This is a genomic window from Pseudomonas sp. ABFPK (assembly GCF_001586765.1).
Classification (GTDB): domain Bacteria; phylum Pseudomonadota; class Gammaproteobacteria; order Pseudomonadales; family Pseudomonadaceae; genus Aquipseudomonas; species Aquipseudomonas asiatica.
In genome coordinates, this window is record NZ_LQXW01000089.1 from 12,449 (window position 1) to 33,707 (window position 21,259).

Consider the following 21,259-nt stretch of genomic DNA (forward strand, 5'->3'; position numbering starts at 1 on the left):
GCTGGCTGGAAACATGACAGGTTAATGGCACTTTAGTGCCAATTTATAGGCGAGGGCTGCGCCCTCGTTCGCGGGCACGCCCGCTCCCACAGGGATGGCCGCTCCCGAGGATACCGCTTTACCTGTGGGAGCGGGTTTACCCGCGAAGGGGCCACCAGGCGGCCCCAAATTGCATCAATATTGCCACAACTGTGGAAGTTTAGCCCTCCACCTGGCTCCATTGCTTGCTCAATCGCTTGTCGGAAATCGGCACTTTTGTCCCCAACTGCTGGGCAAACAGCGAAACCCGATATTCCTCCAGCCACCAGCGGTACACCGTCAGTTGCTCATCGCGCTTGCCTTCCTGGGCATGCTTGTCGGCACGGGCCTTGTACTGCGCCCACAGGTTGGCCAGCTCACCGCTCCACACCCGGTCCTTCTGCACCTGCGAACCCAGCTTCTCCAGGCGCAGCTCCACCGCCTTGAGGTAACGCGGCAGCTCCTTGAACCAGGCCCCGGGGGTTTCACGCACGAAGCCTGGGTACACCAGGTTGCCGAGCTGTTGCTTGATGTCGTTAAGCGCCACTGCCTGGCTCAGGTCGATCTTGCCCTTGAAGCGCTTCTGCAGCCCATGCCACAGCTTCAGCACTTCCAGGGTCTGCCGTGCCAGGCGCTCGGCATGCTCGGCCCAGCTGCCGCGCTTGCGCTCGGCCAGGCCAGCCAGGGCCGCACCATCGCGTGGCAGCGGCTGTTCGCCTTCAAGGATGCAGCTGTCCAGGCTGGCCAGCAGAATGTCCTCGACCAGCGCCTCGACCCGGCCCATTTCACGGTACAGCAGGCCCAGCTCGGTCAGCCCCGGCAGCTTGCCGCGCAGGTACTTGGCCGGCTCGGCCAACTGCTGCAGCAACAGGCGCTGCAAAGCCCGGCGGTGCTGGAACTCGGCCTCGGCCTGGGTCGAGAAACGCCCTTCGCGCACGGTGCCGCCCTCTTCCACCAGTGCCGGGTACACGGTCATCGACAGGCCGGCAATTTTCTGCTGCGCGGTCTGCTTAACCTCGCTGAAAGCCTTGGCCTGCACCGGCTGCTCGCTCTTGGCGTCACGCGGCACGGCCAACGCTGCCTGGCTGGCTGCAGCAAAGCGTGCGGTCAGCTCGGCCAGGTCGCGGCCTTCACCCAGAAACTTGCCCTGGCCATCGACAACCTCGATGTTCATGCGCAGGTGGCCTTCGACCAGGTTGACCGACTCGTCCCATGCCTCGTCGGGCACACGGGCGCCGGTCATGCGCAGCAGTTCCTGGCCCAGGGCCTGCGGCAATGCGCCCTGGCCGAAGGTCATGCGCGCCAGAGAGGCCTTGACGAAGTCCGGCACCGGCACAAAGTTCTTGCGCAGCGCCTTGGGCAGGTTGCGCACCAGCGCCACGCACTTGGCTTCCAGCAGGCCGGGCACAAGCCATTCCAGGCGCTCGCCCGGCAAGCTCGGCAGCAGCGGCGCTGGTACCCGCACGGTCACGCCATCGCGGGGGTGCCCGGGCTCGAAGTGGTAACTCAGCGGCAGGCACAGCTCGCCCACCTGCAAGCTGTCGGGGTACTGCGCGGCGGTGACTTCGCTGGCCTCGCGGGCCAGCACGTCTTCCTCGCGCATGATCAGCAGGTTGGCGTCCTTCTGGCTGCCCATGCGGTACCAGCTGTCGAAGGTCGCCGTCTGGTGGATTTCCGCCGGCAGACGCGCTTCGTAGAAGGCATACAGCGTCTCTTCGTCGGCCAGGATGTCACGGCGGCGGGCCTTGGCCTCCAGCTCGTCGAGCTCCTCAAGCAGGCGCTTGTTGGCCGCCAGGCACTTGGCCCGCGACTGGATTTCGCCACCCACCAGGCCTTCGCGGATGAACAGATCGCGCGATGTGACCGGGTCGATCGGGCCGAAATGCACCGGCCGACGGCCGACCAGGATCAGGCCGTACAGAGTGATCTGCTCGTAGGCCACCACCTGCCCGCGCTTCTTCTCCCAATGCGGTTCGAAGTGGTTCTTCTTGACCAGGTGGCCGGCCAGCGGCTCGATCCAGTCCGGCTCGATCCTGGCCACCATGCGGGCGTACAGCTTGGTGGTTTCGACCAGCTCGGCAGCCATTACCCACTGTGGGCGCTTGCGCCCCAGGCCCGACGACGGGTGCACCCAGAAGCGCCGCTGGCGGGCGCCCTGGTAGTCGCCCTCTTCAGTCTTCTGGCCAATCTGGCTGAGCAGGCCACTGAGAATGGCCTTGTGCATTTTCGGGTAGTCGGACGGGTCCTTGTTCACTGTCAGCTGCAGGTCACGGCAGATCAGTGCCAGCTGGCGATGGGCATCGCGCCATTCGCGCAGGCGCAGGTAGTTCAGGAAGTTCTTGCGGCACCAGTTGCGCAGCGGGTTGGCGGTCAGCGCCTGGCGCTGTTCCTCGAAGCCACGCCACAGGTTGACCAACGCGGCGAAGTCGGAATCCACATCCTTCCATTGCGCGTGCGCCTGGTCGGCGGCCTGCTGGCGCTCCGGCGGGCGTTCGCGCGGGTCTTGCACCGACAGCGCACTGGTGACGATCAGCACTTCCTGCAGGCTGCCCAGGCGGGCGCCTTCGAGCAGCATGCGGCCCAGCCGCGGGTCGATCGGCAGGCGCGCCAGCTGGCGGCCGATCGGCGTCAGCTGGTTTTCGCGGTTGACCGCCGACAGCTCCTGCAGCAGGTTGAAACCATCGCTGATGGCCTTGCCATCCGGCGGCTCAATGAACGGGAAGGCGTCGATAGCGCCCAGGCGCAGGTGCAGCATCTGCAGGATCACAGCCGCCAGGTTGGTGCGCAGGATCTCCGGGTCGGTGAACGCCGGCCGGCTGTTGAAATCCTCTTCGCTGTACAGGCGCACGCAGATGCCCGGCTCGACCCGGCCGCAGCGGCCCTTGCGCTGGTTGGCACTGGCCTGCGACACGGCCTCGATGGGCAGGCGCTGGACCTTGGCGCGGTAGCTGTAGCGGCTGATGCGCGCGGTACCGGTGTCGATCACATAGCGGATGCCCGGCACGGTCAGCGAGGTTTCCGCAACGTTGGTGGCCAGCACCACACGGCGCCCGGTGTGTGGCTGGAAGATGCGCTGCTGCTCGGCCGGCGACAGGCGCGCGTACAACGGCAGGATCTCGGTGTGGCGCAGTTGCGCCTTGCGCAGGATCTCGGCGGCATCACGGATCTCGCGCTCGCCCGGCAGGAAGATCAGCACATCGCCGGGGCCCTTGCCCTCACTCCGCTCGTGGTGCGCCAACTCATCCAGCGTGGCGAGGATGGCCTGGTCGACGGTGAGGTCGTCCTCGATCTGGTTGCCCTCCTCGTCCTGCTCGCTGGTCAGTGGGCGATACCAGGTTTCCACCGGGAAGGTACGCCCGGACACCTCGATGATCGGCGCGCCGTCGAAGTGTTTGGAGAAGCGCTCCAGGTCAATGGTCGCCGAGGTGATGATCAGCTTCAGGTCCGGGCGGCGGTGCAGCAGGGTCTTCAGGTAGCCGAGCAGGAAGTCGATGTTCAGGCTGCGTTCGTGGGCTTCGTCGACGATGATCGTGTCGTAGCGCTCGAGGAAACGGTCGTGCTGGGTTTCGGCCAGCAGAATGCCGTCGGTCATCAGCTTGACCAGGGTGTTGGCGTCGCTCTGGTCTTCGAAACGCACCTGGTAGCCGACCAGCCCGCCCAGCGGCGTGCCCAGCTCTTCGGCGACCCGCGCGGCAACGCTGCGGGCGGCGATCCGGCGTGGCTGGGTGTGGGCGATCAGGCCATGGCTGCCACGGCCCAGTTCAAGGCAGATCTTCGGCAACTGAGTGGTCTTGCCCGAGCCGGTTTCGCCGGCGATCACCAGCACCTGGTGCTCGGCCAGGGCCTTCTTGATTTCGTCACGCTTGGCAGCGATGGGCAGGCTGTCGTCGTAGCGCACGGTCGGCACGCTCTGCTGGCGCGCGGTGACCTGGGCGCAGGACGCCTGGACCTTTTCCACCCACTGCGCCAGCTTCGCCTCGTCGGGGCGCTTGCGCAGTTCGTGCAATTGCCGGCGCAGGCGATGGCGGTCGGCGATCATGGCGTGGTCGAGGTTTTGCAGCAGTTTGTCGATGGCGTGGTCAGTCATGGGGCTTTTTAGTGATGCAGGTGAGCCTGCTTTTTCATGATCGGCATTCGAAGGATGCGCGATTGTCGCAGATTTGCCGGTTCTCTGCTGCCTGTGCCGGCCTCTTCGCGGGTAAACCCGCTCCCACAGGGACCGCACAACACCCAGCCTTGATGCAATCCTGTGGGAGCGGGTTTACCCGCGAAGAGGCCAGGTGCAACGGCACAAATGTTTAGCCAGGTGCGATGTAAAGGTTGCCATTCACTGCTTTAATCAACCTTACGCCGCATGTGAGTATCAAAGGCATGACTCCCGTCCAGCCCATCGCCCCACCGTCGTCCCGCCCTTCGCAAGCGAAGGCCCGGCGCCGTGCCGGTGAGAATCCGCTGGTCCACATCATCCTCGCCTTCTGGGCCCTGTGGCACTGCCGTCACGCACGCCCACCGGATTTCTCGCTCACGCCGTTGTGACCAGACCCGGCCGTCTTCCGGCCGTTTGACTCAGCCGGGCCGCCAGCATGCGCGGTGGCCCGTGCGCCCGTGAGCGAATCCATCATGCACTTTGCACCTGTAGAGCAGGCCAGCCGTTTTCTGGCCGACAACCCCGATATCGAACTGTTCGAACTGTTCATCCTCGACGCCAATGGCGTACCGCGCGGCAAGCTGCTGCACCGCGAGGAACTGTTGGCCGTGTACCAGACCGGCCGGCCGCTGCCCAGCACCATTCTCGGCCTGACCCTGAACGGCGACGACGTGGAAAACTCCGGCCTGGTGTGGGACGTGGGCGATATCGACTGCCGCGCCTACCCGCTTGAAGGCAGCCTGGTGCGCCTGCCCTGGCGCCGGGTGCCGACCGCCGCGGTGCAGGTGAGCATGCACCCGAACGAGGGCCTGCCGGCCAGCATCGCCGACCCGCGCCATGTGCTGCTGCGTACCATCGAGGCGTTGAAGGCCGACGGCTACCATCCGGTGATGGCCTGCGAGCTGGAGTTCTACCTGCTGGACCAGCAACCTGATGCCCAGGGCCGCCCGCAACCGGCACTGGACAATGACGGCGGCCGCCCACGCACCACCCAGGTGTATGGTCTGCGCGAACTGGAGCAGATCGAGCCGTTCCTTGCCGACCTCTACGCCGCCTGCAAGGCCCAGGGCATCCCGGCGCGCACGGCGATTTCGGAATACGCCCCCGGCCAGGTGGAAATCACCCTCGAGCACGGCGACGCTCTGCAGGCGATGGACCAGGCCGTGCGCTACAAGCGCCTGGTCAAAGGCATTGCCCATGCCCATGGCATGCAGGCCTGCTTCATGGCCAAGCCGTTCGCGCAACTGGCCGGCACCGGCATGCACATGCACCTGAGCCTGGCCGACAGCGCCGGCAACAACCTGTTCGCCAGTGAAGACAAAGCCGGTACCCCGCTGCTGCGCCAGGCCGTGGCAGGCATGCTGCGACACCTGCGCGACTCGCTGCTGCTGTTCTGCCCCAACGCCAACTCGTTCCGCCGCTTCCAGGCCAACAGCTATGCCCCGCTGGCGCCAACCTGGGGCGTCGACAACCGCACCGTGAGCTTGCGCATACCGGGCGGTCCGGCCAACAGCCGGCACGTGGAGCACCGCATCTGCGGCGCCGATGCCAACCCCTACCTGGCCGCTGCGGCGATCCTTGCCGCCAGCCACTGGGGCATTCGCCAACAGCTGGACCCGGGGGCACCGGTGGAAGGCAATGGCTATGCCCAGGCCACCGAACACCTGCCCACCGACTGGCTGACTGCCCTCGACGCCCTGCAGCATTCGAGCTGGGCTCGCGAAGCACTGGGCGAGGACTTCCTTGGCGTGTACCTGAAGGTCAAGCGCGCCGAGTACCGCCAGTTCATGGCCGAAGTCAGTGAGCAGGACTGGCGCTGGTACCTGCACCAGGCCTGATCCCCGGATAACAAGGAACACCCATGAATGCAGCATTGAACAAAGGGCCGGCGCAACGCGCGCCGTCCTACTACAGCGCCACCCTCAACGACCACACCGAGTACCCGCAGCTCAAGGGCACGGTACAGGTGGATGTGGCAATCATCGGCGGCGGCTTCACCGGCGTGGCCACGGCGGTGGAACTGGCCGAGCGTGGCCTGAAGGTGGCCATCGTCGAAACCAACCGCATCGGCTGGGGTGCCAGCGGGCGCAACGGCGGCCAGGTCACCGGCAGCCTGTCGGGTGACGAAGCCATGCGCACGCAGATGCGCAACCGCCTGGGTGCCGAGGTCGATGACTTCATCTGGCACTTGCGCTGGCGCGGGCACCAGGTGATCGAGCAGCGCGTGGCACGCTACAACATCGACTGCGACCTCAAGCGCGGCCACCTGCACGCGGCCATGAAGCCCTCGCACATGGACGAGCTGCGCGCATTCGAAGCCGAGGCCCGGCGGCGCGGCATGGGCGAGCAGGTGCAACTGCTGGACCGCAATGGCATGGCCGAGCACCTGCAAAGCCCGCTGTACCTGGGCGCGCTGAAAAACCTGCGCAACCTGCACCTGCACCCGCTCAACCTGTGCCTGGGCGAGGCCCGTGCCGCCCATGGCCTGGGGGCGCTGATTTTCGAAAACTCCGAAGTGCTGGACATCGTCCACGGCCCGCGCCCGGCGGTGGTCACTGCCCACGGGCGGGTCGAGGCGCGCCAGGTGATGCTGGCCGGCGATGTGTACCACAAACTGGAAAAGCGCCAGCTCAAGGGCAAGATCTTCCCGGCCATGGGTGGCATCGTCACCACCGCACCGCTGGGGGAACTGGCCGAACAGATCAACCCGCAGGACCTGGCGGTGTACGACTGCCGCTTCGTCCTCGATTACTACCGCCTGACCGCCGACAAGCGCCTGCTGTTCGGCGGTGGCGCCAACTATTCCGGCCGTGATTCACGGGATATCGAAGGCGAACTGCGCCCGTGCATCGAGCGCACCTTCCCGGCGTTGAAAGGCGTGCCGATTGAGTTCCAGTGGAGCTGCGCCATGGGCATCGTGGTCAACCGCATCCCGCAGCTGGGCAAGCTGTCGGACAACGTTTGGTATTGCCAGGGTTATTCGGGGCACGGCATTGCCACCAGCCACATCATGGGCGAGATCATGGCCGAGGCGTTGACCGGGACGCTGGAGAAGTTCGACACCTTCGCCCAGTGCAAGCATGTGCGGGTGCCGATGGGGGATTTGCTGGGCAATCCGCTGCTGGCGGCGGGGATGTGGTACTACCAGATGCTGGAGAAACTGCGCTGAACCTGAGGCCTGCGCAACCTCTGTAGGAGCGGCCTCGTGTCGCGATCGGGCCGCGAAGCGGCCCCAGCAATTTCAGCATCACGGCTGAAAACCTGGGGCCGCTTCGCGACCCGATCGCGACACAAGGCCGCTCCTACACAGACCGCGCTGGCTGGGCGTCAGGCGATCTTCTTCAAGCCCTGTTTCTTCAGCTCTTCATCGCGCAGTTCGCGGCGCAGGATCTTGCCAACGTTGGTGGTCGGCAGCGCGTCGCGGAACTCGATCTGGCGCGGGACCTTGTAGCCGGTGACGTTGGCGCGCATGTGCTCCATCACCTGTTCCTTGGTCAGGGTCATGCCCGGCTTGACCACGATGAACACCTTGATCACTTCACCGGACTTCTCGTCCGGCACGCCGATGGCCGCGCACTGAAGCACGCCCGGCAGGGCCGCCAGCACATCTTCCAGCTCGTTGGGGTAAACGTTGAAGCCCGAGACCAGGATCATGTCCTTCTTGCGGTCGACGATGCGCATGTAACCATCTGGCTGGATCACGGCGATGTCGCCGGTCTTCAGCCAGCCATCGCTGTCGAGAATCTCGGCAGTGGCCTCCTCACGCTGCCAGTAGCCCTTCATCACCTGCGGGCCCTTGACGCACAACTCGCCCACCTCGCCCAGCGGCAGCTCGTTGCCGTTGTCGTCGATGACCTTGCACAGGGTGGACGGCACCGGAATACCGATGGTGCCGACCTGGTTGGCCTCCGCCGGGTTCACCGCAGCCACCGGGCTGGTCTCGGTCATGCCATAGCCTTCGCAGATGGCGCAGCCGGTCACGGCCTTCCAGCGCTCGGCCACGCTCAGTTGCAGGGCCATGCCGCCAGAAAGGGTGATCTTCAGCGCCGAGAAGTCCAGGGCACGGAACGCCTCGTTGTTGCACAAGGCAACGAACAGGGTGTTGAGGCCGACGAAGCCGCTGAACTTCCACTTGCCCAGTTCCTTGACCATGGCTGGCAGGTCACGCGGGTTGCTGATCAGCACGTTGTGGTTGCCGATCAGCATCATTGCCATGCAATGGAAGGTAAAGGCGTAGATGTGGTACAGCGGCAGCGGGGTGATGAGGATTTCGCAGCCTTCATGCAGGTTGGAGCCCATCAGCGCCCGGCACTGCAGCATGTTGGCCACAAGGTTGCGGTGGGTAAGCATCGCGCCCTTGGCCACGCCGGTGGTGCCACCAGTGTACTGCAGCACCGCCACGTCGTTGGCCTGCGGGTTGGCCTCGGTCACCGGCTGGCCCTTGCCCTGCGCCAGAGCGTCGTTGAAGCGTACGGCACGCGGCAGGTTGTAGGCCGGCACCATCTTCTTCACGTACTTGATCACGCTGTTGATCAGCAGGCGCTTGAGCGGCGGCAGCAGGTCGGCCACTTCGGTGACGATGACGTGCCTGACCTGGGTCTTGGGCACTACCTTCTCGGCCAGGTGGGCCATGTTGGCCAGGCACACCAGGGCCTTGGCGCCGGAGTCGTTGAACTGGTGTTCCATTTCCCGTGCGGTGTACAGCGGGTTGGTGTTGACCACGATCAGCCCGGCACGCATGGCACCGAATACCGCTACCGGGTATTGCAGTACGTTAGGCAGCTGCACGGCAATGCGGTCACCCGGCTTGAGGTCGGTATGCTGCTGCAACCAGGCGGCAAACGCTCCCGACAGCGCATACAGCTCGCCATAAGTGATAGTCTTGCCCAGGTTGCTAAAGGCCGGTTTGTCGGCAAAGCGTTGGCAGGATTGCTTGAGTACCGCCTGGATATTGGGGAATTCGTCAGGATTGATTTCCGCCGTAATCCCGGCTGGGTACTTATCCTTCCAAAAATTTTCGATCATGGAAGCCCACTCCTTCAGCAACAGCGAAGTTCGATTCACGCGTCGATGCGCTTATTATTGATATGGGATGACGGCTCGTTGCAAACCGGATCATCTGAAAGCGGGCCGAGAGTAACAGCTTTGCCTGGGGTCGCCTAGAGGCCAAAACAGGCCTCACGGTCATAAAAATGACTCAATGAACAATACAGGTCATTTTTAGAGTAATTATCCAAAATGTCGCAGATCGGGCTGTGATCAGCCTGTTAGAGCGGCTTTAAGGCATTCGCGGGTGAACCCGCTCCTACACTGGACGGTGTAGGAGCGGGTTCACCCGCGAAGAAGCCAACCCGGTATCAAGCTATGTCCCGCAGCTCCCGCCGCAGGATCTTGCCCACCGGCGTCATCGGCAACGACTCGCGCAGCACGATGTGCTTGGGCACCTTGTAGCCGGTGAAGTTGGCCTTGCAGTAGGCCTTCAGCTCATCCACGCTCAGCCCGCCCTCGCGCGGCACAACGAACAGCTTCACCGCCTCGCCGGAGCGCTCGTCCGGTACGCCGATGGCCGCGCAGTTGGCGACCTTGGGATGGCCCATCACCACATCCTCGATCTCGTTGGGGTACACGTTGAAACCTGAGACGATGATCATGTCCTTCTTGCGGTCGACGATGCGGGTGAACCCGTCCGGGTCGATCACCGCGATGTCGCCGGTCTTGAACCAGCCCTCCGCATCCAGGGCCTGGGCCGTGGCCTCGGGCTGCTGCCAGTAGCCTTTCATCACCTGCGGGCCCTTGATGCACAGCTCGCCCCGCTCGCCCAGCGGCAGCTCGTTGCCGTCATCGTCGATCACCTTGAAGGCGGTGCCCGCCACCGGGATGCCCACCGTACCCAGACGCGCCAGCTGGCCATAGGGGTTGGTGCTGGCCACCGGCGAGGTTTCGGTCAGGCCGTAGCCTTCGACGATGCGGCAACCGGTAAGCGCCTCCCAGCGCTCGGCGGTGGCCTTCACCAGTGCGGTGCCGCCGGAGTTGGTGACCTTCAGCGCCGAAAAGTCGAGCTGGCGGAAGCCCGGGTGGTCCATCAGTGCGACGAACAGCGTGTTCAGGCCCAGCAAGGCGGAGAAACGCCATTTGCCCAGCTCCTTGATGAAGCCGGAAATATCACGCGGGTTGGTGATCAGCACGTTGTGGTTGCCGGTGACCATCATGCACATGCAATTCGCGGTAAAGGCATAGATGTGGTAAAGCGGCAGCGGCGCGATCATCACCTCCTGGCCGTCCTTGATCAGCTTCTGCCCGTCCGGCCCGTGCTGCGAGAAGCAGGCCAGCACCTGCAGCATGTTGGCCACCAGGTTGCCGTGGGTGAGCATGGCGCCCTTGGCCAGGCCGGTGGTGCCACCGGTGTATTGCAGCACGGCAGTGTCGTCCAGGCTGAGCGGCACCGGCTTGTGCGACAGCTCGCGGCCCTGGCGCAGCACCTGCTTGAACGACACAGCCTGGGGCAGCTGGTAGGCCGGCACCATCTTCTTGACCTTGTCGACCACGGTGTTGACCAGCCAGCCCTTGGCGGTGGGTAGCAGGTCGCCCATCCTCGCCTCGATCAGGTACTCGATGCCGGTATCGGGCAACACCTCCTGCACGCGCTTGCCGAACATGCTCAGGTACACCAGCGCACGCGCGCCGCTGTCCTTGAACTGGTGGCGCATCTCGCGCTCGGTGTACAGCGGGTTGGTGTTGACCACGATCAGGCCAGCGCGCAGGGCACCGAACACAGCGATGGGGTATTGCAGCACATTGGGCATCTGCACCGCGATGCGGTCGCCCGGCTTGAGGTCGGTGTGCTGCTGCAGCCAGGCGGCGAAGGCCGCCGAATGGCGTTCCAGGTCCGCGTAGGTCAGGGTCACGCCCAAATTGCTGAAGGCCGGGCGGTCGGCGAAGCGTTTGCAGGAGCGCTCGAACACCTCGACGACCGAGGTGTAGGCATTGATGTCGATGGTGGAAGGCACGCCCGCCGGGCGCTTGTCATTCCAGAAGTCGGCTTGCATTTATTATTGTTCCTCTGCCTGGACCTGCTGTGAGTCCTGTAATCCTTTCACCTGCCCGCCCGAAAGCGAAAAGGCGTTGATCCGACGTTAGCAGGTAAGCCCAAGGTGGCATATACGCCAAGTGCTGCCATTAACATTGTGAATCTTATTTGTGCCCTTCCTGCAATCCGGTCGGTTGTGCATACACTGTTCGGGTACCTGTGCGCACAAGGACCCGCCATGCCTCACGACGCCTTCTGGCTACCCGCCAGCGAGCACTGCAGCCTGTATGTGCACCAATGGTTGCCGGCCACACCGGTAAAAGCCGTGGTGCTGCTGGCCCATGGCATGGCCGAGCACGCCGGGCGCTACCAGCACCTGGGCCATGCCTTGAGCGAGGCCGGCTTCGCCCTGTTCGCCCCCGACCAGCGCGGCCATGGACGCACGGCCGAGCTGGGCAGCCTCGGCCTGTTCGCCCGCCATCATGGCTGGAATGCCGTGGTCAACGACATCGGGCTGCTGGCCCAGCACATTGGTCAGCAATTCCCGTGCACGCCGCTGTTCCTGTTCGGCCACAGCATGGGCAGCTACATCGCCCAGGCCTACCTGCTGCACCACAGTGGCAGCCTGCACGGGGCGATCCTTAGTGGTTCCAACTACCAACCGGCAGCGCTCTACCGTGTGGCGCGCCTGATTGCCCGGCTGGAGGCCTGGCGCCAAGGGCCGCTGGGAAAGAGCGCGCTCATAGAGTGGTTGTCGTTCGGCTCGTTCAACAAGGCTTTCAAGCCCAACCGCACGGCGTACGACTGGCTCAGCCGCGACCCGGCGCAGGTCGACCTGTATGTCAACGACCCGCTCTGCGGCTTTCGCTGCAGCAACCAGTTGTGGCTCGACCTGCTGCAAGGCTTGGCGCAGATCAGCCAGCCGAGTAACCTCGCGCAGATCGATCCTAACCTGCCGCTGCTGGTGATAGGTGGTGAATGTGATCCGGTCAGTGCCGGCAAGCGTCTCACCCATCTGGCCGACGCCCTGCGCGCGACCGGCAATCGACATGTACAGCTGCGCGTCTACCCTGAGGCGCGGCACGAAGTACTCAACGAAACCAACCGTGACGAGGTCACCAGCGATATCCTTGGCTGGCTTGAACAGGCGCTGGCTCTTGGCCGCCCTGTGCGCAGTGAATGATAGCCGCCCTCGCCTACCCCTTAAGGAAGCCCCGATGTCCCAGGTCACCAACACGCCTTACGAAGCCCTCGAAGTCGGCCAGAAGGCCGAGTACAAAAAGTCGGTCGAAGAACGCGACATCCAGTTGTTCGCCGCGATGTCCGGTGACCACAACCCTGTACACCTGGACGCCGAGTTCGCTGCCAAGAGCATGTTCCGCGAGCGCATTGCCCACGGCATGTTCAGCGGCGCGCTGATCAGTGCTGCAGTGGCCTGCACCCTGCCTGGCCCTGGCACCATCTACCTGGGCCAGCAGATGAGCTTCCAGAAGCCGGTGAAAATTGGCGATACCCTGACCGTGCGCCTGGAAATCCTGGAGAAGCTGCCCAAGTTCAAGGTACGTATCGCCACCAATGTCTACAACCAGAACGATGAGCTGGTGGTTCAGGGCGAGGCCGAGATCCTGGCACCGCGCAAGCAGCAGACCGTCGAGCTGGTGTCGCCGCCGAATTTTGTGGCTAGCTGAAGATTGATGCAGGCAGTACCGGCCCTTTCGCGGGTAAACCCGCTCCCACATGGACCTCACAGCATCAAGCCGTGACGCAATCCTGTGGGAGCGGGTTTACCCGCGAAGAGGCCGGCGCAGCCAACATCATTCAATAGCCTGCAACCGCCGCTCGATATGCCTGCGCTCCGGCTCCTGCCGGGTCAACGCCAGCGCCTGCCGCCAGGCCGCCCGGGCCTCTTCCATATGCCCCAGCTGGTAATGCAGCTCACCCCGCGTCGCATGCGCCAGGTGATAGTCCAGCAAATCTCCCCTCGCCAGAATCCCTTCGACTTCCCGCAGCCCAACCTCCGGCCCATCCCGCTTCGCCAGCGCCACGGCCCTGTTCAGTTCTACCACTGCTGACGGCCAATGCCGCTGCAGCACGTCATACAGCCCGACGATCTCCGCCCAGTCGGTCGCTTCGGCCGTAACCGCTTCGGCATGCACCGCCGCAATCGCCGCCTGCACGGTATAGGCACCGAACGCCCGGCTTTGCAGGGCCTGGCGCACCAGTTCGCAGCCTTCGGCAATGCGTTGCCGGTCCCACAGGCTACGGTCCTGCTGCTCGAGCAATACCAGGTTGCCCCGGCCATCGGTACGCGCGCGCTGCCGGGACGCCTGCAGCAACATCAGGGCCAGCAGGCCGACCGCCTCCGGGTCGGGCAGCAACTGCACCAGCAGCCGCGCCAGGCGTATGGCTTCATCGCTCAGTTCCTGCTGCAACAGCGCCTCGCCCGACGACGCCGAATAGCCCTCGTTGAACACCAGGTAGATCACCCGCAGCACACTCTCCAGGCGCTCGGGCAGTTCGTTCAGTTCCGGCACCTGGTAAGGGATGCCGGCATCGCGGATCTTGGCCTTGGCGCGCACGATACGCTGGGCGATGGTGGCCGGGCTCTGCAGGAAAGCACGGGCGATCTGCTCGGTGGTCAGGTCGCAGACTTCACGCAGGGTCAGCGGCACCTGGGCATCGGCGGACAAGGCCGGGTGGCAGCAGGTGAAGATCAGCCGCAAGCGGTCGTCGGCCAGCAGCTCTTCTTCGCTGGGGTCCTGCGCCTGGCCGTCGAGCAGCATGCTCAGGTCCGCCTGGGAACGGTCGAACCGGGCGCGCCGGCGCAGCGCATCGATGGCCTTGAAGCGGCCGGTGGACACCAGCCACGCCCGCGGGTTATCGGGGATACCGTCGCGCTGCCAGCGTTCGACGGCGATGAAGAAGGCATCGTGCATGGCCTCCTCGGCCAGGTCGAAATCACCCAGCAGGCGGATCAGCGTCGCCAGGATGCGCCGTGACTCGCTCCGGTAGACCGCCTCGACCTCGGCGCGCACCTGCGCCAGTGCCGTCATCAGTCGGGCATCCGCTGGGTCACCACCTCCACCAGGCGGTCCAGGCTTTCTCCCCAGCCCTGGTGGAAGCCCATTTCCTCATGGGCGCGGCAGTCGGCGGCATTCCAGTGCCAGGCGCGGGCGGTGTAGCGGGTTTTGCCTTGCTCCTCGTCAAAGCTGATCACGGCAGTCATGAACGCCTTGTCCGAAGGCACCCAGCCTGGGCCGAAGGCATCGGTGAACACCAGCCGTCGCGGCGCAGCAATCTCCAGGAATACGCCCTGGTTCGGGTAATCGCTGCCATCCGGCGCCCGCATAACGGTGCGGAACAGGCCACCGATCCACAACTGCATCTCACATTCCGGGGTGGTCATGCCGTGCGGCCCCCACCATTGCATCAGCCACTGAGGGTCGGTCCAGGCGCGGAACACCTTGGACGGCGGTGCGTCGATCAGGCGACTGATGGACAACTCGTGTTGCACTTGCGCGGGGTGTGCCAGGCTCATGCTGGGAAGTCTCCATTGCTGTCAGGGTTGCAGTTCGCGCACCGGCCGCACCTCGACACTGCCGACCCGTGCGGCGGGGATGCCCTTGGCGATGTTCAGCGCCTCGTTCAGGTCACGGGCTTCCACCAGGTAGAAGCCCGCCAACTGCTCCTTGGTCTCGGCGAACGGGCCGTCGGTCAGGCTCATGTGCCCGTTGCGCATGCGCACTGTGGTGGCGGTCTGCACCGGCTTCAGCGCCTCGGCCGCCAGCATTCGCCCGGAGCCTTGGATGGATTCGGCATACGCCATGCATTCGGCGTCTTCCGGGCTGTCGGGCAGGCTGTGCAACAGCCCCTCGTCACAATAGACCAGACACAGGTATTTCATGGTCGCCTCCAGGGCATTGGCAAAGTGCGATTGGCGATAACGGCTCAGGGCTTGAGATCGAACAGGGCTTTCTGGGTTTCCATGTCGAATGGCGCCGACCAGTGTTCGTGGATTACCCGCCACTGACCACCTTGACGACGATAGCCCACGGTGGCGCGCATGAAGCCGCACTGGCTTTCGTTGTCCGCGGGGCCACAGCGGTTAAGCCAGTGGGCCAGGGCCAGGTCGCCAGCGGCATGCACGGTGAATTCGGCGTATTCGAAAACCATGGGGCCGGGGCACATGCCCATGCACATTTCCCAGTGCGCCTGGTAGGTTGCCTTGCCCTTGAACTGCAGGGCCTGGATGGCATCGAAGGCGACGATGTCGTCGGCATAGGGAGCGATGATGTTGGGGATGTCGCGATCGCGCACGGCCTGCATCCAGCGCTCGATCAATAGGCGGATCTCGGTTTCGGCTGCGGTGCTCATCGGGGGTTCCTCCGACAGGTCATGGGTGATTGGGCACGGGGGGGCAACGTGCTCTCACCTATGGTCGAACGGGGGACGGAGGAATCGACAGGTCGAGGAAATTATTCCGGGTTGATTGTGGTTTGAGATGCATATCGCGCAATTGCATAGGGGCGACAAGGTGCATGCCTTGGGTGATGTGGCGCCTGTGAGACCGAGCGCCGCCCGCGCGGCGCTTCGCAGCACAAGGCTGCTCCTACATTTGTTTCGGGCCAATTAATCCTGAGGCAAAGGCGCGCGGTCCCTTGGCGTCCATCTCGATATCGTGTCGGACAAACAAGGAGTTCGCGTGCTCTGGCACAGGCGTTACTGGCCAGAAACAGATGTAGGAGCAGCCTTGTGCTGCGAAGCGCCGCGCGGGCGGCGCTCGGTCTCACAGGCGCTGAAAATGCTGTGGCAGGCCCTTGGCGGGCTCAACCCTGCTGGCACCCCTCACCCATGGCACGGTACTGGATGGTGTGCACCTGGCCCTGATGGTCTTCGTAGGTCATGGTCGCAGGTACCACTTCGCAGACGTTGGGGATGGTCGACAGGTTGATCACCCGCTTGATGTCCAGGTTCATGGAGTAGTCGTACTGCTGGGCGACGGGCTCGCTGGAGACGGGTCTGGCCTCATCGGCGAGGGCGAACGAGGACATACCGACCAATGCAAGAATCAGTAATGGTTTCATGTGAGTTTGCCTTTTGAGCATTCAAGCTGATCGATTGACTTCTATTGCCGTGCCCGGCGCGGAGAAGTTGCCATCTACGGTGAAGATGGCACGAAGTACCGATCCCGCTTCGTACTGCCAGTGGGGATGGCTAAAAGTCTACTCCCGGCCTGGAATAGTTGAACCCCGAACTCGGACATTCACCCTTGCCAGATATGCAACAATCTGCGACAAGTTCACCGCAAAACATCGGGCCAGAGCCTCTGGCCACCTTTCAGGGCAGGGCGCGCAATTTCTGAAAATTTGTACTGTTCGAAACTTTCGGCCCCGGAACGCCGGCTGCTGGACCACTTTTACCGCCAGCACGGCTCACGCATGCGTGCTGCGGGCGACGCTGAGCTATGGGTGGCGCGGGGTCCCGGCATCATCGCGGGCCTGAGCCTGAGCCCGGTCGGCGAAGGCTTCTGGCTGACCGGGTTATTCGTCGACCCGCAGCGGCGCAGCCAAGGGGTGGCCGGGCGGTTGGTCGAGGCGGCGCTGGCGCAGGCTGGCGGGCCCACCTGGCTGTTCTGCCACCCGGACCTTGCGCCCTTCTACCAGCGCTTGGGCTTCGACATCGCCCAGCAGCTGCCGGAAACCCTGGCTGGCCGCCTGCAGCGCTACCAGCGCAGCAAACGCCTGGTGGCACTGCAACGGGGTCAGTCGTCGCTGGCGTCGAGCCCGGGGAACAGCACCTCGGTGTAGCCGAACCGGGAAAAGTCCTGGATGCGTGACGGGTAAAGCCGGCCGATCAGGTGGTCGCATTCATGCTGCACCACCCGCGCATGGAAGCCGTCGGCAAAACGGTTGATCGGGTTGCCCTGGGGGTCGATGCCTTCATAGCAGATGTGCTTGAAACGCGGCACCACGCCGCGCAGGCCGGGCACCGACAGGCAGCCTTCCCAACCGTCCTCGATCTCGCTGGATGTGGGCGTGATGACCGGGTTGAGCAGGATAGTCTGCGGCACCGGTTCGGCATCCGGGTAACGCTCGCTGCGCTCGAAGCCGAAGATCACCAGCTGCAGGTCGATACCGATCTGTGGCGCGGCCAGGCCCACACCGCCCACATGGCGCATGGTTTCGAACATGTCGTCGATCAGTTGCTGCAGTTCGGCGCTGCCGAGCATGTGCTCGGGCACTGGCGGGGCGATGCGCAGCAGGCGTTCGTCGCCCATCTTGAGAATGTCACGGATCATCGGGGGTTCGGCTCTGAAGATGGGTGCTCGCTCGGAACGGGGTGCTCATGGCCCAGCACGGTAATGGTTTCGCGGGGTTTGTGCTCATCGACGTCCTTCTCGCCAGGGTTCTTGCCCTCGCTCGACATGTGCTCGATCACTGCGTTCATCTCCGCGCCCAGCAGCAAAACGGCGGCGGAGATATAGAAATACAGCAATAGCACGATGATTGCACCGATACTGCCGTACATCGCGTTGTAGTCGGCAAAAGTCTTCACGTAGTAGGCAAAGCCCAGCGATGCCAAGATCCACACCACCACCGCCAGCACCGAACCCGGGGTGATGAAGCGGAACTGCTGCTTGACATCGGGCATCACGTAGTAGATCAGCGCCACCGCCACCATCATCAGGATGATGATCGCCGGCCAGCGCAGGATGGTCCACACCGTGACGATCACCTCCTGCATGCCGACCTGGGCGGCAATCCACTCCATCACCTGCGGCCCCAGCACCATCAGCGCCGCTGCCACCAGCAACATGCCGGCAATGCCCACGGTATAGATGATCGACAACGGAATGCGCTTCCACACCGGGCGGCCCTCGGGCACATCGTAGGCGGCGTTCATCGCGCTCATCATCAGGCGCACACCGGCCGATGCGGTCCACAAGGCAATCACGATACCCACCGACAACAGCCCGCCCTTGGACTGCTGCAACTGGTCGATCACCGGGTTCACCTGCTCCAGCGCCTGGGGTGGCAGCACCAGTTCCGATTGCAGGCGCAGCCAGGAGAAGAAGTCCGGCAGGTGCAGGAAACCGATCAGGGCGATCAGGAACAGCAGGAACGGGAACAACGAGAACAGCATCTGGTAGGCCAGTGCGGAAGCGTAGGTCGACATCTCGTCGTCGAGGAATTCCTTGACGGTGCGTACCAGCACGCGGTGCAGGGGCAGGCCGCGCAGGTCGGGGAAAATCATAGCGTCTCCTTTCGCCGCTTGATTCGTGAGTACCACGGGTAAGTCTAATAGACCATGCCGCTGCTGTGCTGATCCCGGCCATGCTGCAAGAATTTGCTTACGCCAGTAGCGGCCTATTCGCGGGCACGCCCGCTCCCACAGGTACCGCACAGTGCTTGAAATCTGTTCAGTACCTGTGGGAACGGGCATGCCCGCGAAAAGGCCGGGACAGGCCACTCACATCAAGGCTTTTTCACCGCGTCCTTCACGTTGCCCTTTATCTGTTGCCCCTCGCCCTTGAGCTCCTGCGCTTCACCCTCGGCCCGCAGCCGCTCGTTGTCGGTAACTTTGCCGACACCCTGCTTGACGTTGCCGATCGCTTCGTTGGCCAGGCCTTTCGCTTTGTCTTTGGTACCGCTCATGGCAAAACTCCTGCAATTGGGGGCACGTGGACCGTGCCGACAGTCGGTGGACCCGACGCCTTCGCCAAGCGTTCCAACAGTTTTTTCGCCTTCGAACCGAGCGGCAAGGCGGTTGGCAAACCTTGCCCCCGCTACCCGCCACCCCTCACAATGCAGGCCTTCATAGCGTCAACCCGCAGGAACCTGCATGAAACTCGACAAACCCGCCGCCATCGCCCGGCGTAACGAAGCACTGGCCCGCCCGGTGCTGACCAGCAGCAACACCCTGTTCGCCATCCTCGACCGCAAGCGCAACCTGTGGTGGTTCGAGGTGCCGGTGGCGCTGCTGCGCAAGGGCCAGCCCGACTGGGTCAACCTGCTGCTGCACACCCCGGAAAGCGACGAGCTGCAGCACCTGAAGGTGCCGACCAACTTCCTGCGCGCTCACCAGGAGCAGATGGAAGTGCGCAACCCCGGCAAGCGCCGCTCGACCATCAGCCTGGCCCTCAGCGCCGACCGCGACTCGCTGCTGCGCGACACCCGCCCGGGTGGCGAGCAGCTGGACTTCCGTACCTTCGTGCAGGCCTGATCAGGCCTTTTCGATGCGATCGTCATGGATGACGATGCGGCCCTGCTTGAACAACCCGCCAATGGCCTTCTTGAAGTTGCCCTTGCTTACGTTGAACAGCTTGCTGATCAGCGCCGGGTCGCTCTTGTCGCACACCCCCAGCACCCCGCCTTCGGCCTCCAGGCGCGCCATGATCTGCTCCTGCAGGCTGTCGGCCAGGGCAGCACCCACCGGTTGCAGGCTCAAGGCGATCTTGCCGTCCGCGCGCACTTCCTTGATGAAGCCCTTCTCGTGCATGCCCGATCGCAGGAACTTGAACACCTCGTTCTTGTGGATCAGGCCCCAGTGGCGGTTGTTGATGATCGCCTTGAAGCCCATCGGTGTCTCGCCGGCCACCAGCAGCTCGACCGGCTGACCCACCTGGTAGTCCGCCGGGGTACGGTCCAGGTAGCGGTCCAGGCGCGAGGTGGCGGTGATGCGGCGGGTGCGCTTGTCGAGGTACACGTGCACCACGCAGTAGTCGCCGATTTTCAGCGGCCGCGCCTCTTCCGAGTACGGCATCAGCAGGTCCTTGGACAGGCCCCAGTCGAGGAAGATGCCGGCACCGTTGATATCCTTGACCTTGAGGCTGGCGAACTCGCCAACCTGCACCTTGGGCTTCTCGGTGGTGGCGATCAACTGGTCTTCGCTGTCCAGATAGATGAACACGTTCAGCCAGTCATCCACTTCGGTTTCGGCGTTTTTCGGGATGTAGCGCCCGGGCAGCAGGATCTCGCCGTCGGCGCCGCCGTCCAGGTACAGGCCGAAGTCCACGTGTTTCACGATTTGCAAACTGTTGTAACGCCCAAGCAGAGCCATTTCCGATGTTCCTCAAGACAAGGCGGCTATTCTACACCTGAAGCCAGCGCGCCGCCCGACCGCTGATGCAGTGGAACCGTCAGCGTCCCTCTTGCGTCTACCGACGGGCAAGCACCCGCAAGGAGCAGCCCATGCCGCTACGCCTGTCCAAAGCCCTGCTCGTCGCCATCGGCTGCGCCCTGGCCCTGGCCGCCTGCAGCCGTATCGACCTGGCCTACCGCAACCTCGACCGCCTGGTGCCATGGTCGCTGGGCGACTACCTGGCCATGAACAGCGAGCAGAAGGCCATGCTTGACGACCGCCTGCGGGAGCACCTGGCCTGGCATTGCAAGACCCAGCTGCCTGGTTACCTCGACTGGCTGGACCGGGTACGCGGCATGGTCGCCGACGACCAGGTGACCGACCAATCCCTGCAGCAGCGTACCCGCGAAGCCCGCGAGGCGATTGGCCGGGTAGCCGAGGAAATCACCCCTTCGGCCACCGAGCTGCTGCGCGGCATGAGCGATGCCCAGGTGGCGGAGATGCGCGAGGCGTTCCGCGAGGACATCAGCGAACGGCAGAAGAAGTATGTGGATACGCCGCTGGACAAGCAGATAGCCCGCCGTACCGAACGCATGGAGAAACGCCTGACGCCGTGGTTTGGCGAGCTGACCGCGGTACAGAAGCAGCGCGTGCAGGCCTGGTCCCAGGCGCTGGGCGACCAGAACCGCGAATGGATCGCCAACCGCGCGCACTGGCAGCAGCAATTGCTGCTGGCGATGAACCAGCGCAACGACGCCAGCTTCGAGCCGCGCCTGGCAACGCTGTTGCAGCGCAAGGAGAGTTTGTGGACGCCGGAGTACCGGGCGGCGTATCAGAATACCGAGCAGCAGGCGCGCAGCTTGCTGGTGGACCTGGTGCACCAGAGTACCCCGCAGCAGCGGCGGTACCTGCAGGAACGGTTGGGCAAGGTGCGCACCGATTTCAGTGAATTGAAGTGTTTGAAGGGGTAATTGGGAAAAGCAGGC

General features: G+C 64.0%; 19 protein-coding genes. 7 read left to right on the forward strand and 12 right to left on the reverse strand.

Annotation, left to right across the window (positions count from 1 at the left end):
- Nucleotides 1-199: 199 nt before the first annotated feature.
- On the reverse strand, nt 200-4,105 hold the full coding sequence (gene hrpA, locus WM94_RS27780) for an ATP-dependent RNA helicase HrpA (protein ID WP_061552639.1): 3,906 nt from the start codon (nt 4,103-4,105) through the stop codon (nt 200-202).
- 533 nt (nt 4,106-4,638) lie between these two features.
- Between hrpA and WM94_RS27785 the strand changes: the two genes are divergently transcribed.
- Nucleotides 4,639-6,003, forward strand: coding sequence for a glutamine synthetase family protein (locus tag WM94_RS27785; RefSeq protein WP_061552729.1), 1,365 nt, complete (start codon nt 4,639-4,641; stop codon nt 6,001-6,003).
- Nucleotides 6,004-6,026: 23 nt separating this feature from the next.
- Nucleotides 6,027-7,334 (forward strand): FAD-binding oxidoreductase, encoded by a 1,308-nt coding sequence (locus WM94_RS27790; protein ID WP_061552640.1) that lies wholly within the window; start codon nt 6,027-6,029, stop codon nt 7,332-7,334.
- 158 nt (nt 7,335-7,492) lie between these two features.
- On the opposite strand, the gene fadD1 is transcribed toward WM94_RS27790, so the two are convergent.
- Together fadD1 and fadD2 are read right to left on the reverse strand one after the other, a co-directional pair.
- The gene (fadD1, locus tag WM94_RS27795) at nt 7,493-9,190 is read right to left on the reverse strand and encodes a long-chain-fatty-acid--CoA ligase FadD1 (RefSeq protein WP_023663600.1); all 1,698 of its coding nucleotides are present in this window, start codon (nt 9,188-9,190) and stop codon (nt 7,493-7,495) included.
- A 332-nt stretch (nt 9,191-9,522) separates the two neighbouring features.
- Entirely contained in the window at nt 9,523-11,211 is a 1,689-nt protein-coding gene (fadD2, locus tag WM94_RS27800) for a long-chain-fatty-acid--CoA ligase FadD2 (RefSeq protein ID WP_061552641.1), read from the reverse strand.
- 219 nt (nt 11,212-11,430) lie between these two features.
- Between fadD2 and WM94_RS27805 the strand changes: the two genes are divergently transcribed.
- The gene (locus WM94_RS27805; RefSeq protein WP_061552642.1) at nt 11,431-12,375 is read left to right on the forward strand and encodes an alpha/beta hydrolase; all 945 of its coding nucleotides are present in this window, start codon (nt 11,431-11,433) and stop codon (nt 12,373-12,375) included.
- 34 nt (nt 12,376-12,409) lie between these two features.
- On the forward strand, nt 12,410-12,880 hold the full coding sequence (locus WM94_RS27810; RefSeq protein WP_012273633.1) for a MaoC family dehydratase: 471 nt from the start codon (nt 12,410-12,412) through the stop codon (nt 12,878-12,880).
- Between the two features lie 126 nt (nt 12,881-13,006).
- On the opposite strand, the gene WM94_RS27815 is transcribed toward WM94_RS27810, so the two are convergent.
- The 5 genes from WM94_RS27815 to WM94_RS27835 form a co-directional block, all read right to left on the reverse strand.
- On the reverse strand, nt 13,007-14,245 hold the full coding sequence (locus WM94_RS27815) for an RNA polymerase sigma factor (RefSeq protein WP_061552643.1): 1,239 nt from the start codon (nt 14,243-14,245) through the stop codon (nt 13,007-13,009).
- Nucleotides 14,245-14,730, reverse strand: coding sequence for an SRPBCC family protein (locus WM94_RS27820; protein ID WP_013973720.1), 486 nt, complete (start codon nt 14,728-14,730; stop codon nt 14,245-14,247). The genes WM94_RS27815 and WM94_RS27820 overlap by 1 nt, the downstream gene beginning before the upstream one ends.
- 21 nt (nt 14,731-14,751) lie before the next feature.
- Nucleotides 14,752-15,096 (reverse strand): YciI family protein, encoded by a 345-nt coding sequence (locus WM94_RS27825; protein ID WP_013973721.1) that lies wholly within the window; start codon nt 15,094-15,096, stop codon nt 14,752-14,754.
- Nucleotides 15,097-15,140: 44 nt separating this feature from the next.
- A complete protein-coding gene (locus WM94_RS27830; RefSeq protein ID WP_061552644.1) occupies nt 15,141-15,566 on the reverse strand; it encodes a nuclear transport factor 2 family protein in 426 nt (141 codons plus the stop codon).
- A 452-nt stretch (nt 15,567-16,018) separates the two neighbouring features.
- Nucleotides 16,019-16,276, reverse strand: coding sequence for a DUF2790 domain-containing protein (locus WM94_RS27835; protein WP_004375752.1), 258 nt, complete (start codon nt 16,274-16,276; stop codon nt 16,019-16,021).
- A gap of 354 nt (nt 16,277-16,630) precedes the next feature.
- On the opposite strand from WM94_RS27835, the gene WM94_RS27840 reads away from it, so the two are divergent.
- A complete protein-coding gene (locus WM94_RS27840; RefSeq protein ID WP_061552645.1) occupies nt 16,631-16,999 on the forward strand; it encodes a GNAT family N-acetyltransferase in 369 nt (122 codons plus the stop codon).
- On the opposite strand, the gene def is transcribed toward WM94_RS27840, so the two are convergent.
- From def to WM94_RS27855, 3 genes are all read right to left on the reverse strand, one after another.
- Complete coding sequence (def, locus tag WM94_RS27845) at nt 16,954-17,490, reverse strand: peptide deformylase (RefSeq protein WP_013973724.1); 537 nt, start codon at nt 17,488-17,490, stop codon at nt 16,954-16,956. The two genes, WM94_RS27840 and def, sit on opposite strands and share 46 nt — an antisense overlap.
- Entirely contained in the window at nt 17,487-18,446 is a 960-nt protein-coding gene (locus WM94_RS27850; RefSeq protein ID WP_061552646.1) for a YihY/virulence factor BrkB family protein, read from the reverse strand. The genes def and WM94_RS27850 overlap by 4 nt, the downstream gene beginning before the upstream one ends.
- Nucleotides 18,447-18,667: 221 nt before the next feature.
- Nucleotides 18,668-18,847, reverse strand: coding sequence for a CsbD family protein (locus WM94_RS27855; protein ID WP_015271319.1), 180 nt, complete (start codon nt 18,845-18,847; stop codon nt 18,668-18,670).
- A 187-nt stretch (nt 18,848-19,034) separates the two neighbouring features.
- Here WM94_RS27855 and WM94_RS27860 point away from each other — a divergent pair, with 187 nt between their 5' ends.
- On the forward strand, nt 19,035-19,415 hold the full coding sequence (locus WM94_RS27860) for a hypothetical protein (RefSeq protein WP_013973727.1): 381 nt from the start codon (nt 19,035-19,037) through the stop codon (nt 19,413-19,415).
- Here WM94_RS27860 and WM94_RS27865 read toward each other — a convergent pair whose 3' ends face one another.
- Nucleotides 19,416-20,252, reverse strand: a complete 837-nt coding sequence (locus WM94_RS27865) for a S1 RNA-binding domain-containing protein (protein ID WP_013973728.1) — start codon at nt 20,250-20,252, stop codon at nt 19,416-19,418. It abuts the gene before it with no gap.
- Nucleotides 20,253-20,383: 131 nt separating this feature from the next.
- On the opposite strand from WM94_RS27865, the gene WM94_RS27870 reads away from it, so the two are divergent.
- Nucleotides 20,384-21,244 carry a DUF6279 family lipoprotein gene (locus WM94_RS27870; protein ID WP_013973729.1) on the forward strand — a complete coding sequence of 287 codons (861 nt, stop codon included), beginning with the start codon at nt 20,384-20,386 and terminating at the stop codon, nt 21,242-21,244.
- Nucleotides 21,245-21,259: the final 15 nt, after the last annotated feature.

Excerpts from the sequence above, each read along its gene's own strand:
- WM94_RS27815 (WP_061552643.1), bottom strand. The coding sequence starts at position 14,245 with ATGACGGCACTGGCGCAGGTGCGCGCCGAGGTCGAGGCGGTCTACCGG.
- WM94_RS27860 (WP_013973727.1), top strand. The coding sequence starts at position 19,035 with ATGAAACTCGACAAACCCGCCGCCATCGCCCGGCGTAACGAAGCACTG.
- WM94_RS27865 (WP_013973728.1), bottom strand. The coding sequence starts at position 20,252 with ATGGCTCTGCTTGGGCGTTACAACAGTTTGCAAATCGTGAAACACGTG.
- WM94_RS27855 (WP_015271319.1), bottom strand. The coding sequence starts at position 18,847 with ATGAGCGGTACCAAAGACAAAGCGAAAGGCCTGGCCAACGAAGCGATC.
- WM94_RS27790 (WP_061552640.1), top strand. The coding sequence starts at position 6,027 with ATGAATGCAGCATTGAACAAAGGGCCGGCGCAACGCGCGCCGTCCTAC.
- fadD1 (WP_023663600.1), bottom strand. The coding sequence starts at position 9,190 with ATGATCGAAAATTTTTGGAAGGATAAGTACCCAGCCGGGATTACGGCG.
- fadD2 (WP_061552641.1), bottom strand. The coding sequence starts at position 11,211 with ATGCAAGCCGACTTCTGGAATGACAAGCGCCCGGCGGGCGTGCCTTCC.
- hrpA (WP_061552639.1), bottom strand. The coding sequence starts at position 4,105 with ATGACTGACCACGCCATCGACAAACTGCTGCAAAACCTCGACCACGCC.
- WM94_RS27850 (WP_061552646.1), bottom strand. The coding sequence starts at position 18,446 with ATGATTTTCCCCGACCTGCGCGGCCTGCCCCTGCACCGCGTGCTGGTA.
- WM94_RS27840 (WP_061552645.1), top strand. The coding sequence starts at position 16,631 with ATGCGTGCTGCGGGCGACGCTGAGCTATGGGTGGCGCGGGGTCCCGGC.
- WM94_RS27820 (WP_013973720.1), bottom strand. The coding sequence starts at position 14,730 with ATGAGCCTGGCACACCCCGCGCAAGTGCAACACGAGTTGTCCATCAGT.
- WM94_RS27835 (WP_004375752.1), bottom strand. The coding sequence starts at position 16,276 with ATGAAACCATTACTGATTCTTGCATTGGTCGGTATGTCCTCGTTCGCC.
- WM94_RS27825 (WP_013973721.1), bottom strand. The coding sequence starts at position 15,096 with ATGAAATACCTGTGTCTGGTCTATTGTGACGAGGGGCTGTTGCACAGC.
- def (WP_013973724.1), bottom strand. The coding sequence starts at position 17,490 with ATGATCCGTGACATTCTCAAGATGGGCGACGAACGCCTGCTGCGCATC.
- WM94_RS27810 (WP_012273633.1), top strand. The coding sequence starts at position 12,410 with ATGTCCCAGGTCACCAACACGCCTTACGAAGCCCTCGAAGTCGGCCAG.
- WM94_RS27830 (WP_061552644.1), bottom strand. The coding sequence starts at position 15,566 with ATGAGCACCGCAGCCGAAACCGAGATCCGCCTATTGATCGAGCGCTGG.
- WM94_RS27785 (WP_061552729.1), top strand. The coding sequence starts at position 4,639 with ATGCACTTTGCACCTGTAGAGCAGGCCAGCCGTTTTCTGGCCGACAAC.
- WM94_RS27870 (WP_013973729.1), top strand. The coding sequence starts at position 20,384 with ATGCCGCTACGCCTGTCCAAAGCCCTGCTCGTCGCCATCGGCTGCGCC.
- WM94_RS27805 (WP_061552642.1), top strand. The coding sequence starts at position 11,431 with ATGCCTCACGACGCCTTCTGGCTACCCGCCAGCGAGCACTGCAGCCTG.